Annotated in this window: 20 protein-coding genes and 1 pseudogene; 11 read left to right on the forward strand and 10 right to left on the reverse strand. The window is 34.7% G+C overall.

The features are described from left to right. Window positions 1-19: 19 nt before the first annotated feature. Window positions 20-1,738 (reverse strand): amidohydrolase, encoded by a 1,719-nt coding sequence (locus tag EDB96_RS14105; protein WP_134141466.1) that lies wholly within the window; start codon window positions 1,736-1,738, stop codon window positions 20-22. A 368-nt stretch (window positions 1,739-2,106) separates the two neighbouring features. On the opposite strand from EDB96_RS14105, the gene EDB96_RS14110 reads away from it, so the two are divergent. Further along, entirely contained in the window at window positions 2,107-2,394 is a 288-nt protein-coding gene (locus EDB96_RS14110) for a hypothetical protein (RefSeq protein WP_134141468.1), read from the forward strand. A gap of 20 nt (window positions 2,395-2,414) precedes the next feature. Here the strand turns inward: EDB96_RS14110 and EDB96_RS14115 are convergent, their stop codons facing one another. Together EDB96_RS14115 and EDB96_RS14120 are read right to left on the reverse strand one after the other, a co-directional pair. After that, window positions 2,415-3,113, reverse strand: a complete 699-nt coding sequence (locus EDB96_RS14115; RefSeq protein ID WP_134141469.1) for a DUF1826 domain-containing protein — start codon at window positions 3,111-3,113, stop codon at window positions 2,415-2,417. Window positions 3,114-3,267: 154 nt separating this feature from the next. Beyond that, complete coding sequence (locus EDB96_RS14120) at window positions 3,268-4,200, reverse strand: bifunctional helix-turn-helix transcriptional regulator/GNAT family N-acetyltransferase (RefSeq protein WP_134141471.1); 933 nt, start codon at window positions 4,198-4,200, stop codon at window positions 3,268-3,270. Between the two features lie 306 nt (window positions 4,201-4,506). Here EDB96_RS14120 and EDB96_RS14125 point away from each other — a divergent pair, with 306 nt between their 5' ends. From EDB96_RS14125 to EDB96_RS14160, 8 genes and pseudogenes are all read left to right on the forward strand, one after another. Then, on the forward strand, window positions 4,507-4,797 hold the full coding sequence (locus EDB96_RS14125) for a GNAT family N-acetyltransferase (protein WP_134141472.1): 291 nt from the start codon (window positions 4,507-4,509) through the stop codon (window positions 4,795-4,797). Between the two features lie 29 nt (window positions 4,798-4,826). Next, the gene (locus EDB96_RS14130; RefSeq protein ID WP_134141473.1) at window positions 4,827-5,450 is read left to right on the forward strand and encodes an alpha/beta hydrolase; all 624 of its coding nucleotides are present in this window, start codon (window positions 4,827-4,829) and stop codon (window positions 5,448-5,450) included. Beyond that, complete coding sequence (locus EDB96_RS14135; protein WP_134141475.1) at window positions 5,447-5,797, forward strand: hypothetical protein; 351 nt, start codon at window positions 5,447-5,449, stop codon at window positions 5,795-5,797. Before EDB96_RS14130 ends, EDB96_RS14135 begins: the two co-directional genes overlap by 4 nt. A gap of 244 nt (window positions 5,798-6,041) precedes the next feature. After that, complete coding sequence (locus tag EDB96_RS14140; RefSeq protein WP_057118198.1) at window positions 6,042-6,980, forward strand: ring-cleaving dioxygenase; 939 nt, start codon at window positions 6,042-6,044, stop codon at window positions 6,978-6,980. 214 nt (window positions 6,981-7,194) lie between these two features. Next, window positions 7,195-8,028 (forward strand): SDR family NAD(P)-dependent oxidoreductase, encoded by an 834-nt coding sequence (locus EDB96_RS14145; RefSeq protein WP_134141476.1) that lies wholly within the window; start codon window positions 7,195-7,197, stop codon window positions 8,026-8,028. A 17-nt stretch (window positions 8,029-8,045) separates the two neighbouring features. Further along, window positions 8,046-8,960 carry a helix-turn-helix domain-containing protein gene (locus tag EDB96_RS14150; protein WP_134141477.1) on the forward strand — a complete coding sequence of 305 codons (915 nt, stop codon included), beginning with the start codon at window positions 8,046-8,048 and terminating at the stop codon, window positions 8,958-8,960. A gap of 79 nt (window positions 8,961-9,039) precedes the next feature. Next, window positions 9,040-9,621 carry a TetR/AcrR family transcriptional regulator gene (locus EDB96_RS14155; protein ID WP_134141478.1) on the forward strand — a complete coding sequence of 194 codons (582 nt, stop codon included), beginning with the start codon at window positions 9,040-9,042 and terminating at the stop codon, window positions 9,619-9,621. Between the two features lie 50 nt (window positions 9,622-9,671). Beyond that, window positions 9,672-10,462, forward strand: a pseudogene (locus EDB96_RS14160) (SDR family NAD(P)-dependent oxidoreductase). Between the two features lie 80 nt (window positions 10,463-10,542). Here EDB96_RS14160 and EDB96_RS14165 read toward each other — a convergent pair. The 7 genes from EDB96_RS14165 to EDB96_RS14195 form a co-directional block, all read right to left on the reverse strand. After that, the gene (locus EDB96_RS14165; RefSeq protein WP_134141479.1) at window positions 10,543-11,532 is read right to left on the reverse strand and encodes a VOC family protein; all 990 of its coding nucleotides are present in this window, start codon (window positions 11,530-11,532) and stop codon (window positions 10,543-10,545) included. A gap of 49 nt (window positions 11,533-11,581) precedes the next feature. Then, complete coding sequence (locus EDB96_RS14170) at window positions 11,582-12,439, reverse strand: SDR family oxidoreductase (protein WP_057119797.1); 858 nt, start codon at window positions 12,437-12,439, stop codon at window positions 11,582-11,584. 167 nt (window positions 12,440-12,606) lie between these two features. Continuing rightward, on the reverse strand, window positions 12,607-13,185 hold the full coding sequence (locus tag EDB96_RS14175) for a Crp/Fnr family transcriptional regulator (RefSeq protein WP_057118204.1): 579 nt from the start codon (window positions 13,183-13,185) through the stop codon (window positions 12,607-12,609). Window positions 13,186-13,364: 179 nt separating this feature from the next. Continuing rightward, a complete protein-coding gene (locus tag EDB96_RS14180; RefSeq protein WP_134141481.1) occupies window positions 13,365-14,387 on the reverse strand; it encodes an LLM class flavin-dependent oxidoreductase in 1,023 nt (340 codons plus the stop codon). A gap of 125 nt (window positions 14,388-14,512) precedes the next feature. Beyond that, window positions 14,513-15,439, reverse strand: a complete 927-nt coding sequence (locus EDB96_RS14185) for an NAD-dependent epimerase/dehydratase family protein (protein WP_134141484.1) — start codon at window positions 15,437-15,439, stop codon at window positions 14,513-14,515. Window positions 15,440-15,463: 24 nt separating this feature from the next. Next, window positions 15,464-16,177, reverse strand: a complete 714-nt coding sequence (locus EDB96_RS14190; protein WP_134141486.1) for a type 1 glutamine amidotransferase domain-containing protein — start codon at window positions 16,175-16,177, stop codon at window positions 15,464-15,466. A 120-nt stretch (window positions 16,178-16,297) separates the two neighbouring features. After that, the gene (locus EDB96_RS14195) at window positions 16,298-17,656 is read right to left on the reverse strand and encodes an MFS transporter (protein WP_243839350.1); all 1,359 of its coding nucleotides are present in this window, start codon (window positions 17,654-17,656) and stop codon (window positions 16,298-16,300) included. 289 nt (window positions 17,657-17,945) lie between these two features. Here EDB96_RS14195 and EDB96_RS14200 point away from each other — a divergent pair, with 289 nt between their 5' ends. Together EDB96_RS14200 and EDB96_RS21075 are read left to right on the forward strand one after the other, a co-directional pair. Then, window positions 17,946-18,173, forward strand: a complete 228-nt coding sequence (locus tag EDB96_RS14200; RefSeq protein ID WP_134141489.1) for a hypothetical protein — start codon at window positions 17,946-17,948, stop codon at window positions 18,171-18,173. A 28-nt stretch (window positions 18,174-18,201) separates the two neighbouring features. After that, the gene (locus tag EDB96_RS21075; protein ID WP_166669305.1) at window positions 18,202-18,588 is read left to right on the forward strand and encodes a hypothetical protein; all 387 of its coding nucleotides are present in this window, start codon (window positions 18,202-18,204) and stop codon (window positions 18,586-18,588) included. The last annotated feature ends 41 nt before the right edge of the window (window positions 18,589-18,629 follow it).

Genomic DNA, 18,629 nt, shown 5'->3' on the forward strand with positions numbered 1-18,629 from the left:
TAGCTTTACTGTTTATTTTTTATTTGAGAGCAGTATTTTTAAACACAGTTTTTCCTTCTTTAATCGTTTCAACCACTTGAATATCTTTAATGTTTAAAGGATTTATCTTTATTGGATTTTTATCAAGGATAACCAAGTCTGCCAATTTTCCTTTCTTTAGAGATCCTTTATTATTTTCTTCAAAATATTGATAAGCCGCCCAAATCGTTATGGACCTTAAAGCGTCATAAGCGCTGATTCTTTCCTCAGGCCCAATCACATCACCACTTCTGCTTATTCTGTTTACCACAGAATACAAAATCATTATACTGTTAGGAAGAGCAACAGGCGCGTCATGATGCTGTGTAAAAATCATTCCTTTTTTAAGAGCTGTTCCAGCAGGTGAAATACGATAAGCCCTTTCTTTTCCTAATGTTTCATCTCTATGCCAATCTCCCCAATAATAGGTATGCATTCCAAAAAAAGAAGGCATAATTCCAAGAGATTTCATTGTATCTAACTGGTCTAAGCGGGCAGTTTGTGAATGTATAGCAATTGTACGCCTGTCTTTTTTTCCATATAGTCTGGTGGCATGCTTTACCGCTTTTATATACTCATCAATTGCTGCATCTCCGTTACAGTGGGCTAAAATCTGCCAGTTATTTGCATATGCTGAATCTACAAGCGCGACAGCATCGCTCTCTTTTGGAAATGCAGGATAGCCGGAATAAGTTTTCGGCTGGCCTGGCGGCGGAATAATATATGGTTTTGTAAGCCATGCAGTTTTACCCTGTGGCGAACCATCCAATGAGAGTTTCACGCCTGCAATCCTAAAATGATTTTTATATTCTTTTTGAATGCCATTTTTTTTCATATAGGCCATTTGGCTCTGTATGTCAGGATAAGCGGCAACATCGATAGTTAATTTATTTTTTGCCGCAAGTTTTAACCATGTAGTACACGCATCACTTGTTGCTCTTCCCTCCTGTGCCGTTGTAAAACCAAATCTTATATAAGATTTTAAACCTGCTTCAGCAATTTTTTCATTGGCTTCCTCGTCCAGTGTTCCCATAATTTTAAAAAGCGGGGTAAACATAGCCATCTCTTCCAGCACTCCATTAGGTTCATTAGATCCATTTTTTCTTCTAATTAAGCCACCTGCAGGATTTTTTGATGCCGCATTATAACCAGACATTTCTAATGCTTTATGATTCATTACTGCTAAATGCCCAGACTGGTGTATAATAATAACGGGGATTGTTGCAGATACCTTATCTAAATCATCTGCCGTTGGAGGAAGCTTTTCTTTCAATTGTGCATCATCATATCCAAACCCCACTATCCAGCCATATTTTCCGATAGCATTTTTGTTAGATGCTTTCCATTTATTAAGCAATGAAATAATACTTGCAATATCATTACCAGTGCCGTCAGGAGCCGGAAGTAAATTAGCTGCGACCGCTTGAAATCCGGCGTTCCAAACATGACCATGCGCATCTATGAATCCAGGAAGCATTGTTTTGCCTTTTATATCCTTCATTTCTGTTTCACCTCCTTGAAAATTTTCAGCTTCAGCTATTGAGCCTGCAAAAATAATTTTCCCGTTTTTTACCCCAACGGCTTCCACATACTGCGGCTGGCTGCCTTCCATTGTTATGATATCTCCTCCATAATAAATGGTATCTGCAGAATCTTTCACTTCTTTTTTACAACTTGTTAATGTAATTAATAACATGAATGTCCATAGTATATTTTTCATTTCAAAATTATTTAGTTGTTTTACATCTCATAAATATAGAAATAACATACTGTTTTTTAATTATTTAATAGACAGTATATTTAATTTTAAATTAATACAAGTTAATTCGATCGCGCGGATTTGTAATCCGCGCCCGCAAAGTATAGCTCAACATATTAAAAAAAATCCAGTTTTTAACTATAGGAACGAGCATGGAAAAAATTTCGAGTGATCGCTACACATTAGAGCGATCGGGATTCAATCAACAACAACTGAGAATTTTACTTTCATTTTAGTATTGGGAACCCTATAATTACAAACCAATACTTTTGCCTTAATAAAATCCATTTCCACACAGTTTTTCGTATATACAAGTAAAAGCTGTTGTCATGGAAACATTACCAATTTTTCTTGTAAAAATTCTGCAGATGCTTGCCGACAGATACGGTATGAGCTGTACTTTAGAAGAACTGACAAGTCTCTTAACTCCTGTTTTTAATACTTACACATTACTGCAAGACAGTATCGCTGATGAAAAGAAAAAACAAGCGAGGGTACTAGATGCTTTAATACTTTTGAATAAAGAGGGATATATCTTTTTAAGTTCAAGTTCTGATGAAAGTACAATAAGTATAAAAGGTCTAATTTTAGTTAATAATAAAGTTATTTGCAATTAGGTTATATCATCCCAATCCCATTAACAAATCAACAACAACCGATATTCCCCTTCATTTTCTACTGGTGCTCTATGAATACAAGGCTGTACTTGTTGTTTTGGATGATCTACGGCCAATCGCCAAAGATGACCTAATCCTAAATTAATAGGCTCTGCATTGGGATGCAGCTGATAATGCAAATCAAAATAATTTTCTTTTAAAAAGTTTTCGAATTCTTCCTCTGGTCCATCGTAAAGCTCTTTTAGCTTTGTTCGAATTTCTGGAACTAGGATTTTTTGCTCTGCCTGCGAATTAGAAATTATATCACTCGAAGCGCCGTGATAGGTACATAAAAAAGTGTCTGTTGCAATGGGCGAACGATCAACATGAAACGAATACACATCTGTAGATATGAAATCAAATTCATCGTCACGGTCATAACATTTCAGTAAATTTAGAGAAGGCGAAGCGCCAAAATCAGTTAATAATTGCAAATCATTTAAGATTATTTCTCTTGCTTTATTTCCCTTTTCTGATAGTTGCAGCGCTTGTAAATCTTCTGGATAAACTTCTGTTATATTTTCTTTTAAATGCAATTGGGCTACAATTTCGTTAAAATCGCCATCCAAATTTCTGTACCAGCACAGCGCATTCATTTCTCCTTTGAAATCGGTATGTACAAGCTCAGCGAAAGTAGACACCACTCCTATTTGGCTGTTGTCAGAAAATGTATTGCTCATAGTGTAATAGTAAAAAGCTGGTTACTTCATGCATTGCAAAATTATGTAATAGTAGTCAGCTGCGGTATTTTATCGCTATAACCTTTTAGAGAGATTGCCCTTTTCTGCAAAAAAGTAATCTCTCTGTTCCTATCAATAACTAAGAAATTTGAGGTTACTCTAGTATTTCCATATCATAGCGTTCATCACGAAATGTCGCTCCCCATTGATTTACTTCTTGAGAATTAGTCAGCTTAAAGCCTGCGGTTTTATACATATCTAAGGCACGTTCCTGTTTATCGGTAGTAAGCAGAAAAACATTTTTATACCTTTTTTCGCGGCAGAAAGCTATGGCATCATTCAAAAGCTTTTTTCCTATCCCCAGTCCCCTGAAAGAAGGATCGGACAGAAACCATCTTAATTGAGCCTCATGCTCACTTTGATGAACAATGGCTATACAGCCAATAATCTGGTTGTTATATTCAGCCATCCACAAACGGTCTTTTTCTGGAGAATACTGTTCTAGGAAATGATAAAAAGTTTTCACTACATAAAATTCAAATTCATTTGAAAAACTTGATTCCTGATCATAAATTTTACTGTGCAAATAAATTATATAACCAATGTCTCCCGGTCTTAAATCATAACGATAACTGATATCACTAGCAGATATTTTCGAGCTATTTTTGCTGTCTAACATTTTCTTAATATCCCCCATTGCATTCACAAGTTTTTCCTGTTCTGCTGTGCTCAAGTTTTTCACTTTTAATTCTGACTGCTGATCTGCAATAGCATTTAATTTTTGTAAAAGTTTGTTTCCTGAAGATGTCAATTTAATATTAAAAGCACGTTTGTCTATTACGGAAGGAACTTTCTCAATTACTCCATCTTTTGTGAGCCGTTTTAATAGTCTGCTCAAATATCCCTTGTCTAAGTTGAGCGTTTCGCAGATTTCCTGTGCTGTAATATCTTGTTTTTCATTTATTTCATAGATAATACGGACTTCTGTTAATGAATAATTGCTATCAAGATAATTTTGATTTAAAATATCTAAATGTGCTGTATAAAACCTATTAAACGATCTAATTTCTGAACTTATATTTTTCATTTTTCTACTATTATGTTTTGCAAATATATAAAATAGTTGCTTTTGTCAACTTGTTTTTAAAAAAAAGACATTAAATGTGCTCAATTTTTTCTTTCTTAATCTAGATTAATCGACAAACTTTTATAGCTGTAGTAAGTTTGTAAAAGATTTAACAATATCTGTTATTTCTATCACCAAGAACACTAAGTAACAAGGATTTAAAATTGCTGATTTCTAATAATATATTATCTTTAAGAATGCATTTTATCCTTTTTATTTCTGTTATAAATAGAATTAAGAATCAAAAAAATAGATAACTCAAAAAACATGGAAATAATAAAACTAGAATTAGACGAGAAAAAACACGGCGCTTTTAATCTTTATGTAGAGGATAAAAAACTGGGCGAAATGACAGTAAGTCTAAAAGATGATTTGCTAACCGTTTATCATACAGGAGTTGAACCAGAAGCAGAAGGAAAAGGTTACGCAAAAAAACTACTTGAAGAAATGGTGTCATACGTGCGTGCCAATAATTTAATGGTTTTACCGCTTTGTCCTTATGTTCACGCACAATTTAAAAGACGTCCAGATGAATATCAGGACATTTGGAAAAAATAACAGCCACTTAATAATTAAAAAATAAACTCATGAATTTAGAAATTATAACAGACGGAGTTCCTCTAAATGATGCTAAAAAAGCCTTGATTCTGATTCACGGACGCGGTGCTGGTGCTCACGATATCCTTTCGATTGCGAAACACCTTAAAGTCAGCGATTTTGCATTGGTTGCACCTGAGGCAGAAAACAGAACTTGGTATCCGTATTCATTTTTAGTTCCGCTTGAAGAAAACGAACCTTCTTTTTCAAAATCGTTAGAAGCTATTCATCAGGTTGTTGTTGCAATTCAGCAAAACGGAATCGAAAAAGAGAATATTTATTTCCTTGGATTTTCTCAAGGTGCCTGTCTTGCTTTGGAATTCACAGCCAGAAATGCCGCTAAATATGGCGGTGTCGTAGCTTTTACAGGAGGACTTATTGGCGATAAAGTATATGAAAATCATTATGCAGGAAATTTCGAAAATACTCCGATTTTCATCGGAACAAGCGATCCAGATTTTCATGTTCCTGTGGAAAGAGTAAATGAATCTGAAGCGCTCCTTCAAAAATTAGGTGCATCGGTAACAAAAAAAATCTACCCAAATATGGGGCACAGCATAAGTCAGGACGAAATAGACTTGGCTAACGAACTTATTTTTACAAAAAAACAATGATACAAATAACCCGTGTTTACAGCGACGCAAATGGCGAAAGTCATTTTGAAGACTTTGAAATTCCGTTGAAAAACAATGGCGATATCGGATTTTTATCTGATGATGAGCCCGTAAAATCAATTGTTTTTAGAGAAGTCAGCCCGTCTTACGATTATGATTTTCATAATGCTCCAGATCGGCAATATATTGTTTTACTGGAAGGCGGTGTAGAAATAGAAACTTCATTGGGAGAAAAAAGAACGTTTGAAACTGGTTCAATTTTATTGGTTGAAGACACAACAGGAAAAGGTCATAAAACAAAAAATATAGAACCAAAACTTCGGAAATCTATATTTATAAAACTGTAATTTAAATACTCGAAATAAAAATTTAACCGCAAAGTTCGCAAAGCCTTAACTGATTTAGCTTTGCGAACTTTCTAATTATAACGTATTACACTATCAGATAAAAAGCTTTGCGAACTTTGCGGTTAAAAATTTTTCTCAACAAAATTATGGCTTTGTATTTCTTAATCTAGGTTAATCGATTCAGAAGCATAACTGAAGTAAATTTGTATAAGAAAATCAATAACAATTTAATACATAAGATACCATGGAAAATAAAATTTTAGGCTTACATCATATTACTGCAATTGCAGGTGACGCCAAACGTAATTTCAACTTTTATTCTAACATATTAGGATTAAGATTCATTAAAAAAACAGTGAATTTTGACGATCCAGGAACATACCATTTTTACTTTGGTGACGAAGTAGGAAGCGCGGGAACAATCTTAACTTTTTTCCCTTGGGGAGAAGGAATCCAGCAAGGAAGAAAAGGTTCTGGAATGGCAACTGAAATTGGTTATTCTGTTCCAAAAGGAAGCCTTGATTTCTGGCAGGAACGTTTTGAGAAATACAATGTAATTTACAATAAACCAGCTGAAAAATTTGGCGAAAAGTATCTTACTTTCTTAGATCCAGATGGTTTAAAATTAGAATTAATAGAGTCTAAAACAGAAGACAACAGAAAACCTTGGGAAACTGATGAAGTAAAAGCTGATGTAGCTACAAGAGGTTTCCACAACATTACTTTGACTTTAAACAGCATAAAAGCAACCGCTGCAATTTTAACCGAAATATTTGGTTATAAATTGATTGAGCAGAATGTAAACCGTTACCGTTATGCAACAGATGCGGTGGAAAACGCTGCAATTGTTGATTTGGTAGAGTTAGAAGAAGAAAAACGCGGTCATGTAGCAAACGGATCTGTGCATCACGTAGCTTTTCGTGTTCCAAATGACGAAGTTTTAATGCACTTCCGTGAAAAAATCGAAGACTACGGATTGTCTATTACACCGCAGATTGACAGAAATTATTTCCACTCTCTTTATTTCAGAGAACCAGGCGGAGTTTTGTTTGAAATCGCTACAGATAACCCTGGTTTTACTGTAGATGAAAGCTTAGAAGAATTAGGAAAAAACCTAAAACTTCCTGCACAATACGAATCTGATAGAGCCGCTATTGAAGCGCATTTGGTTCCAATTAATTAATTTAAAATCCCATATATTTTAAAAACCTGCAAATCTTTGACTTGCAGGTTTTTTGTTTGAGAATACTTTTAGTACATAATTTAAAACTCTTTCTACGGAAATGATTATTTCTTAAAGTTAAGACAACTAAATTTGAACACATAAATCCTCAATCTGAACACTTTTTAAATCCATAACTTCCTGAATTTTGCTTTATAATTAAAATCTAAAAAACATGAGCACTCAAAAAGTATGGTTTATTACCGGCGCATCAAAAGGAATGGGACTTGAAACTGTAAATGCTGTTTTAAAAAACGGTGGCAAAGTTGCAGCCACTTCCAGAAATCTACAAGAATTGATTGATAATATTGGAAATCAAACTGAAAATTTCCTGCCGCTTCAGGTTGATATTACCAATGATAAAGAAGTAAAAAATGCTATTCAAAGCACAATTGATACTTTCGGAAGGATTGATGTTGTGTTAAACAATGCTGGATATTATCTGGTGGGAAGTGTTGAAGAAATCACCGATGAAGAATTTCGCAAAACCATAGATGTCAACCTATTGGGAACCGTAAACGTAATTCGCAACGCAATGCCTTTTCTGCGTCAGCAAGAATCAGGACATATTTTAAATATCGCATCCAATATGGGCTATATCGGATATGCAAATACTGGAAGTTATAACGCCGCAAAATTTGCCGTAATCGGACTTTCAGAAGCATTGGCTCAGGAAGTAAAACCTTTCCATATAAAAGTCACTGCAATCGCTCCAGGAATGTTCCGTACCAGTTTTATGAGCGACAGCACTTTGGCAGAAGCCAAAAATAAAATAGCCGTTTACAATGTAGAACAACATGTAAATATGCTGAAAAGTTTTGACGGAAACCAGCCCGGAGATCCAAAGAAACTTGCCAAAGTTCTGCTTGCTGTAACTGAATTGCCAAATCCGCCTGTACACCTTCCATTAGGAAATGATAGTTATGATTCGATTGTAGCTCATCGAAAAAATGAAGCGCAGGAAATGGAAACATGGAAACATCTTTCGTACTCAACTAATTTCGATTAATTCGTAAATTTGCTTCAATGAAAAAATCGGGTCCACATAAAATCAAAAGCATTTCAGAGCTGCATCAGTTATTTGCGCTTCCTAAACCAGATCATCCTCTGGTTAGTGTAATTGATTTTGCTTTACTGAGTTACAAACACAGCGATATCTGGAAACACTTTACGAATGATTTTTACTGCATTACCTTGAAAAAGGGCATCAACGGAAAATTTAAATACGGTCAGCGGGATTATGATTTTGATGAAGGAATGATCACATTGACAAAACCCGATCAGGTATTTTCGGTAACGCATACTAATGATAATCCAGTTACAGGTTTTATGCTAGTTTTTAAACCCGATCTAATCCGAAATTACCCTTTAGGAAAAACAATACACAATTATGGATTTTTTTCTTATTCAATTGCCGAAGCATTACATCTTTCTGACAAGGAAGATGTAATTATTTCTGGTCTTTTAAAACAAATGCAGGACGAATTGAAAAACAATATTGATCATTACAGTCAGGATTTAATTGTTTCACATCTCGATTTACTGCTCAATTATATTAATAGATTTTACGGCCGCCAATTTATTACCAGAAAAACTTCAAATCCTGATTTATTGAGCAGAATAGATCAAACTTTACTGAACTATTTTGAAAATGAGAATGGAGTTTTAAAGGGAGTTCCAACAGTTCAGTATTTATCCCAGGAATTAAATATTTCATCTAATTATTTAAGTGACTTACTCCGAAGTATTACGGGCTTAAATACTCAACAATACATTCAGAATCACATTATTGAAAAATCAAAACAGTTGCTGGCAGGATCAAATTTAAGTGTAAATGAGATTGCTTATTCATTAGGTTTCGAGTATCCGCAGTCTTTTAGTAAACTCTTCAAAAAGAAAACCAATATAACTCCCCTGCAATTCAGACAGTCATTTAATTAAAAAGAGAAAAATTGCTTTAAAATTTGGAGTACACTTATTTTTATTTAATTTTGTACCGATCATTACAAAATTAAAAACGATGAGAGGAAGACCAACCATTTACGAAGACGAAAATATTGTCAAGAAAGCACAAGAAATATTTTGGCAGAAAGGATATAGTGCAACCTCATTAAGTGATCTGCAAAAAGCAACTGGAGCCGGCGCTGGAAGTTTTTACAATACTTTTAAGGGAGGTAAAAAAGAGGTTTTTCAAAAAGCCATTGAAGAAAGACGACTAGCTTTTGATGCTTTTAAAACGGAATTAAACAAAAGCGAATCTCCATTAGAATTAATTAAAGACTTTTTTAGAAGTATCGCTTCCGCGGAAGAAAATGAGCATCTTAAAGGCTGTATTATTGCCAATACGGTTGTAGAAATGACTTTTATTGATAAAAATCTGGAAGCAAATGCGGTACAGATTTTAAAAGAGGTCGAACAAATGTTTACTCAGGCAATTCAAGAGGAAAAATTAAAAGGAAATTTAAAAACACAAACAGATCCCGAAATTCTGGGCAGGTATCTAATAACATTTTGGTGCGGACTTAATACACTCAGAAGAATGTACCCGGACAAAAATGTCTTAAAAAATCAAATCGAAATGCAATTAGCTGTTATCAGCTAATTTTTTCGGCTATTTATGTATCGATCATTACAAAAATAAAATAAATAAAAATGAATTTAAAATTAGAAGGGAAAAAAGCTTTTATAAGCGGTTCGACACAAGGAATTGGTTTTGCAATAGCCAAACAATTATTAAATGAAAAAGCCGAAGTTATTATTAATGGAAGGCATGAAGAAAAAACAAATCTGGCAGTACAAAATTAAAAAATGAATTTCCAGATGCTATAGTTTCAGGAATTGTCTGTGATTTTGAAAAAAAAGAGGAAGTAACTGCTTTATTAAATAAATTAAACAATATTGATATTTTAATTAATAACGTTGGCATTTTCGAATTGAAAGATTTTGAAAATCTGGAAGATCAGGATTGGTATCGAATTTTTGATATTAATGTGATGAGCAGTATCAGGCTTTCTAAAAAACTTTTACCGCAAATGCTTCAGAAAAAATCAGGAAGAATCATTTTCATCAGCAGCGAATCTGGCGTGAATATTCCTGGAAATATGATTCATTACGGAATGACAAAAGCAGCAATGACCGCAGTAAGTAATGGTTTATCTAAACTAACTGCAGGTACGGAAGTAACTGTAAACACAATTTTAGGCGGCCCAACTTATTCTGATGGAGTTGCTTCAACAATTGAACATATCGCTTCTTTACAGAATATCGAGATTGAACAAATGAAAAATGCCATCGTACAACAGACCAATCCGCATTCTTTATTGCAGCGTTTTATTGATCCTTCTGAAATTGCTTCGCTGGCAGTTTATCTTTCAAGTCCGCTTTCAATTGCAACAAACGGGGCATCGCTACGAGCAGATGGAGGTGTTTTAAAAACTATATGATCATTTAAAGATGATATTTTCCTAATAGCAATTAATAAGCCGGAAAAAATTCCGGCTTATTAAAATTGATCTTTTAAAAATTATTCTTTTTGATCCACAAAAACGTACAGCTTTTGCACTTTTCCGTTTTCAATAACAAACAAATCCATTCCAGTTCCTGCTGCGGGTTTGCTTTTTGTACCAAATTGCCAATAAACACGCACTATATTATGATGTGTTTCAAATGACTTAACGGTGAATGTGAAATCTTTATTTTTTTGCTGCAGCTCTGTTACAAATTTATTGATCTCACCTGTTCCTTCTGATATAAAGTGGCGGTCTATCATTTCTATATCTGCTGCATACACTTTATTCAATAATGCAGCTCGTTTAGATTCGTTTCTTTCATTCCAGATTTCAAAATGTCCTTCAATTATAGCTTTCTTTTTTTCAAGATCAAAATCATCTGATGCAGGCTTTTTCACTGCTGTTTTTGGTGACCATAATACTGTTTTAGGATTTGATTTTTCATATCCCTTCCCGTTTGGATACGAAACAAGTTCCATTTTAGAACCCCACGGAGTTTCAAAATAAACCCATGTTTCACCAGCCGTGTCTCCTGATGGTGTCAGGAATGGTTCGCCCAATACTTTAACACCTTTGCTTTTTAAATATTTTACTGCTACATTGATATCTGAAGTATAAAAAGCAATATGTGAAGCTCCAATATCATCAGAATTAGGATGTGTTTTGCTTCCTTTATTATCGGCATAATAAAACACTTCGATACTGGCTCCCGTTCCGGCGTTTATCATTTTTATGGTTACGGCTCCAGTAGCCGGATTAATATGGTTGGCTTCTTTCCATCCCGCATCAAGCGGAATTGGTCCGAGTTGTGTAACTGGAGTGAACCCAAGTACATCTTGAAAAAAGGTTACTGCTACTTTTAAGTCGGGAACGTTAATTCCAACGTGATCTATTCCTAGAATTCCTGAGTTGTTTTGCGCTGCTGCTTTTTCTGAAGTTGAGAAGAAAAAAACTAAATTTAGTAATGCAATGGCGGGAGTATGTATTTTATGAGTTGTTTTCATGATTGTATAAAGTATTTGAATTATTATTAAAATGTGATTATTCGAAAAATTAATTGCTGTATGCAGCTAACCATTTTGCTTTTATGGCAGCACGTGCTTCTATAAATTCTTTGTCGGTTCCCTGAGCGATAGCATCTAGTGGAAAACGAAGCGGATGCTCCCCTTTTTTCATGTTAACCAATTCCAGAATTCCGTCGGCAATAGTTTGCGGATTCATATCAAACTGAGCCATTTTACCAAATAATGCACCGCCCAAAGCATTGAATTTCTCTGTTGCAGCGTCTCCATATTGTTCTATGATTTCTTGTTTGTCGGCATGTATTCCTGCTTTTGAGCCGTTATTCATTTCGGTTGGATAAACTCCTGGCTGAATACTTACGTTTTCAATTCCGTAATCGGCAAGTTCATCTTGCAGTCCTTCTGTAAAACTTTCGACAACTAATTTTGAAGCGATGTACGGAATCATAAAAGGAAGTGTATGTCCGCTTGCTCCAGTTGTGATATTAATTATAAGTCCGTTTTTTTCTTTTCTCATTGAAGGAAGAACGGCCTGATAAGTACGAAGTACACTGTAAACGTTTACGTCAAACATTTTACGCATTTGATCGATTGAATATCCTTCCAGCAAACCAAAACCGCTTACTGCAGCATTATTAATAAGAACATCGATTTTTCCGTATTTGATAAGTACTTTTTCAAAAGCGCTGTTTACAGAAGCATCATCTGTAATATCGATATCTACTACTTCAATGTTTGAAAGTGCTGAAAGTTCTTTTGCAGCAGCTGCATTTTTGTCTTTTGTGTTGCGCATTCCTGCAATTACGGAATGACCTGCGTTTGCTAAAGTGATAGCTGTAAGTTTACCAAATCCTGAACTTGTACCTGTAATGAAAATTGTTTTTGACATGATTTCTATTTTTAAATGTTTATAATGTTTGTTTCTTTTGAACATTACAAAGTTGCGTAGAATGCAAAATCTCCACATTGATTAGAAATAAGTAAAAACTTGATCTAGATCAAGAGTTAGGTAATTGGCATAAAAAAAGGAGCTTAAAAGCTCCTGATTCTATAATATTATTTTTTTGCCGTTTGTTTTCGTATTCGGCTTAAGGTTTCTGGTGTCATGCCCAGATAAGAAGCAATCATGGTTTGAGGAATTCGTGATGCAAATCCCGGGTATTTCGTTATAAAATTTAGATACTTTTCTTCTGCCGTAAAACTAAGTGATGCCTGAATTCTGTTTTGTGCCGCTATAAAGCTTTTTTGTAAAATGGCATTTACCATATTATTAAAGGCTGGAATTTCCCTGCAAAGCATTTCAAAATTTTCATGGGTAAACAATACGAGTTCACTGTCTTCAATGGCATCTATATTGAAACGGGACGGTTGCTGGAACATTAAACTTTCTCTATCGCCTGTCCACCAGTTCTCAATGCTGAAACTATTAATGTGTTCACTTCCTTTTTCATCAACCGAATAAGTACGAAGGCAGCCTTGTGTTATAAAAGCATCATATTTCCAGATATCTCCTTCTTGAAGCAGATATTGTCTTTTACGAAGTTTTTTAATAATGGCAAAGGATTGTATATAATCTGATTCTGATTGGGTCAGTGTGGTTTTATCGTCCAGATATTTTTGGAATATTTCGTACATAGACTGTAAATTTATATAAATAGCAGGTTATGCACAAATTTTTCCAATTTACGTTGGTAAAAATCTAACTAAAAATAATACATCGCGAGTCATGCATAGCACTTGTCACAATAAAAATAAGTTCAAAAAAAAAGCCCTCTAATAATAAATTAGAGGACTTCAAATTATTTTGAAAAGATTTAACGCCAGCCGAGCGCTGGTGCAATATGTTCAAGTATAGAAGACAATATATGTACGTTGTAATCAACACCTAATGTGTTGGGTATTGTGAGTAACAAGGTGTCGGCTTCTTGAATAGCTTCATCTTGAGCTAATTCGGCAATAAGTTTATCTGGTTCTGCAGCATAACTCTTTCCGAAGATTGCTCGCTTATCACTTTCGATATAACCAAAACTGTCGGCCGCTTTACCTTGATCTCCAAAGTAATATTTGTCCTGATCGTTGACCAAGGCAAAAATAGAACGGCTTACGGAAACTCTTGGCTCGCGTTGATGTCCAGCTTTTTTCCAAGCTTCCTTATACAACCTGATCTGTTCTGCCTGCTGAATGTGAAAAGGTTTTCCATTCTCATCATACTTCAGAGTAGAACTTTGCAGGTGCATTCCATTTTCAGCCGCCCAAACAGCAGTTGCATTAGAGGCCGCTCCCCACCAGATACGCTCTCGTAATCCTTCAGAATGCGGTTCTAGACGTAATAATCCTGGCGGATTTGGAAACATTGGAGTTGGATTTGGATCTGCAAATCCTTCTCCGTTAAGTCTTTCTAAAAATTCCAAAGCTTTTTGGCGTCCCATATCGGCATCTGTTTCACCTGCTAAAGGTTCATAACCAAAAGCGCGCCATCCGTCAATAACTTGTTCTGGTGATCCTCTGCTTATTCCTAATTGTAAACGTCCTTCTGAAATCAAGTCTGCAGCACCGGCATCTTCCACCATATATAGTGGATTCTCATAGCGCATGTCTATCACTCCTGTCCCAATCTCTATCTTGCTAGTTTTAGCTCCAATGGCTGCAAGTAATGGAAAAGGTGATGCTAATTGTCGTGCAAAATGATGTACCCGAAAATAAGCGCCATCTAAACCGATTTCTTCTGCAGCAACGGCCAGATCAATAGACTGAAGTAATGTATCGCTTGCCGTACGAGCTTGATAGGAAGGATGATTGGCCCAATGACCAAACGATAAAAATCCTATTTTTTTCATAGATAGCTTTACTATTAATTATAATTTCAAATATACGCATCATTATTGGAGTCACCATTATTAAAGCCAAATAAACCAATCAAAGAATTTAGCGTTTCAATTCTAAAAATGATGCAATGAAGTTATTACTGCTGTTCATTTTTTATTTGTTGAATGCCTTGTTCATAAGTCGTAACTTGAAAATCTGGGAAACGCTTTTTAAATTTAGAATCATCAAATAAATTGTCATATTTATACCTTAGAAGCAATTCCTGTAGTTCTTTCAGTCTTTTATTGAATATCGCCCCAATCTTAAAAACAAATTCTGGTATAACTGAATATTTTAATTCCTTTCCGTAGATTTTTGAAGCCAGTGCAATAAATTGCTTATAGTTTAACTTATTGTCATCAATCGGTAAATGCCAGGTCTGTCCATAAGCATCTGGAGTATTGCCAATTAAAGCTGCTGCACGGCTTGCATCTGGTGTCCAAATTAAACTTCTTAATGTATTGTCCCTTAAAAGGACTTTCAATTTTTTATCTTGTTTAATATTATCAAAAATTAAAGTATTGGTTATGCTCTGTGTTTTTGCAGGTCCGTAAAATTCAGGTGCGCGGCAAATAACTGCGTTCAATTCGCCTGATTTTATTTCATTTAAAACCATTTCGGCCATTTCTTTTCTTACTTTTCCTTTTCTTCCAACGGGATCAAAAACAGTCTCCTCAGTTAGCAGACGATCATCTTGTGGATACATGTAAGTATTATCAAAAAAGACCAATTTTGTTTGGTTGATTTTACAAGCATCGATTACGTTTCTTACAATAAGCGAAAATTGCTTTTCCCATAAATCAGAATTCATTGGAAGCCCCAAAGTAAAATAAGCTATCTCAGTATCTTTTAAAGCTTCAACTGCCTTTTCTTTGATAGTTAAATCTGCAGAAAACACTGTATCTGTGTCATTTACTTTTTTCGCATCTCGGCTAACAATTCGAATATCTGAAGTAAAATTTCTTTTTAATTCTCTTGCCAGCTCTTCTCCTATTTGTCCGCTGGCTCCTAATATGGTCTGCATAATTTTTCCTTATTAATTTAATCGTTAATTGCTTTTGCTTGTATTGCTTCCATTCAATTCCTGCATAACCACTTTTGCCATTTTTTTGGAACTAAAAGGATTTTGACCTGTAATTAAATTGCCATCAACAACTACTTTAGAAGTCATAGGAATAAAGGCTTTTGTATAATTGGAACCTCTTTCTTTTAAAGCGGCTTCGAGATTAAAAGGAACTTTCTTTTTTCGTCCCGCAAGACTTTCTTCAAACCAGTTAAATCCAGTTATCTTTTTGCCTTTTATCAAATAATCTCCATTAGAAAGTTTAACATTCAAAAATCCGCTCACGCCATGACAAATCCCTGCCACTTTTTTATTGCTTTCATAATGGTTCAGAATGATGTTCTGCAAAGTGATGTCGTTAGGGAAATCATACATTGTTCCGTGACCGCCGGCTAAATAAACACAATCAAACTGTTGATTGGCTATTTCGCTTAAGCTTTTGGTATGTTTTAATTTTTCCCTGAAAAGTGTATCTGACCAATATTCTTTTGAAATTTCATCTAAAACTAAGGGTTTCAGACTTTCGGGATCTATTGGAGTATCTCCTCCTTTTGGACTTGCAATGGTAATGTCCAGACCTTGTTCTTTTGCTTGATCATAAATATGGGTAAGTTCACTGAGCCATAATCCAGTCGGCAGATTGCTTCCTTCGTACTTATTGGTCCCAGTTACAATAATTAATAACTTTAAAGTATTCATATAATATCGTTTAAGTCATATAAAGTTCGGACATACTTTAAATTGATTGTAACTCAATCAATTTAATTTGTAACATAATCTCCTAATGGCAAATTTAAGTTTAATATTAAAATCAATAAATCAATTATAAGCTTCTCCGTCTGTTTTGCTCAATCTAGAGAATGTTATACTAGATAATATCGTAAAAATAGCCAAGGTTATAAAGGTATATTGAAAAGCATGAGTTGAATCCATTTCGAACATACCAGATTGAAACAAGGACAACACAAGACTTGCCACCGATACCCCAAAACTAACTGATAATTGCTGCATAATAACCAGCATGGTATTACCACCGCTGGCAGAATCCTGATCCAAATCGGCAAGGGTTATGGTATTCATTGCAGACATTTGTATGGAGGTAAAAACGCCATAAAAAACCATTAGAATAATATAATATCCAATGGGAGTATCTTTTTCTACAAAGCCCAGCACGATTAATATAATTCCGAGCATAATTGTATTACTGATTAATACAGTTCTATATCCCATAAATTTTATAATGCGAACCATAAAAGGTTTGATTGCGACATTAGCCAAAGCTGATGGTAAAAGCAAAAGACCAGATACAGAGGCTGAATACCCAAAACTTGTCTGCAACATTAATGGCAGTAAAAGAGGCAGTCCTCCTATTCCTAATCGTGTTATCAAACTCCCTGTTAAACCTATTTTTAGCGTTCTTATATTTAGAAGACGCAGATCAATAATTGGTTTTTCTGTTCTTTTGTAATGAATAAAATAAAATACAGAAAGCAATCCTGCAAGAAATAACAAGCCCATAATAAGCATAATGTGTATGCGTCCTCTTCCTAGGAGTTCTAAAACCATAGTGACTAATATCAATGCAAGACTAAAGTAAATTAATCCTCTAAAATCAAACCTGCCCACGGCATGCTTGAAATTCGGCATAATTCGATAAGCCATTGAGATTCCAATGAGTCCGATTGGCACATTTACCAAAAATATCCAATGCCATGAAAAATTATCAGACAGAAAACCGCCCAGACTCGGCCCCACTACCATACCGAGCAGTCCAAATATGGTGATAAAGTTCATCGTTTTTAAAAGTTCTTTCTTTGGATATTGATATAAAATGGCAAGTCGGGCTACAGGAACCATCATTGATGCACCAATAGCCTGAACAACTCTTGAAAGATTGAAAGTCGTTAAATCAACTGATAATGCACAAAGCAGTGAACCTGTAATAAATAAACCCACAGCAATCATAAACATAGTTCGTGTGCCAAATTTGTCGGCAAGCCATCCTGATAAAGGAATAAACATCGCCAGTGTAAGTGTGTAAGTTACTATCACAGAATGCATTTGTGCGGGAGAATATGCCATATCGCGTGCAATAGAAGGAAGTGATGTATTTAAAATTGTACCGTCAAGGGACTGAATAAACATTGCCACAGCTGTAACCCATGGCAGAAGATGCACAGCATTCTTCTCTTTTTGCTCTGTTTTATTTATCATATCGTAAAGGAAATCCGAATTTGAATTACACTCTGTAAGTGCAGTTTTAAGTTTTATTACAATCAAATATAAGGATAACGGTTAATTTTTATCTTTCATTTATATCATTAAATATTACAGAATTTTAAAATTTATTTTTTCAAGTTTTGAGGCCCTGCATGTTAATTTGATAACAAATCAAATTTTTCTTGTAAATAAAATTTATAGTTATGATCTAATTTTAGAATATTAAAAATTTAAAAATTAGACAGTTATGGAAACTACAAAAAATACCAACAGCGAAGATCTTCAAAAATGTCCTTACCATGCAATGTTAAATAGTCAAGGTAATGATAAAAATCCAGAAGAACATGTAAATACTGGTGATTGGGAAGACGGGCGTGATGAAGATGGCACAGATCCAAATCGTTACGAAGAAGAAGGCGGAAATAACAATTCTGGCGGAGCAGGAAGTACAGGAAGTGCCGCAACAAACAGTTAATAGATTTTAAACTTAAAAAAACAATATTATGATCACAGATGACAACAGAAATTATGATCAGAACAGCCGTAATTTCACTTGGAATAATGAAAATACCACAGATCCATACCAACAAGAACGAATTGGTGATGAAGACTCACAGCAAGAGCAGTTTTTAGAGGATAATCAATCTGACAATGATTATTTGGATAATGAATTCTCGAATGCACTAGAAAGAGATGATCAAGATGATCTTGACGAAGATTTCGATGACAGCGAATTAGAGGAAGATGATTTGGAAGAAGATGATTTAGACGATGAAGACGATGATCTTGATCCTGATGATTTGGACGATGATCTTGTAGAAGATTATGACGAAAATGATCGTGAGCCTGAGCCTGAAACTTTTGCCGATGATAGTTTTAAAGTAGACTAACAATTTAAACTTTATTAGAGTTAAAATATGCAAAACCTCAC

The organism is Flavobacterium sp. S87F.05.LMB.W.Kidney.N (genome assembly GCF_004366435.1).
In the GTDB taxonomy this organism is placed as follows: Bacteria; Bacteroidota; Bacteroidia; order Flavobacteriales; family Flavobacteriaceae; genus Flavobacterium.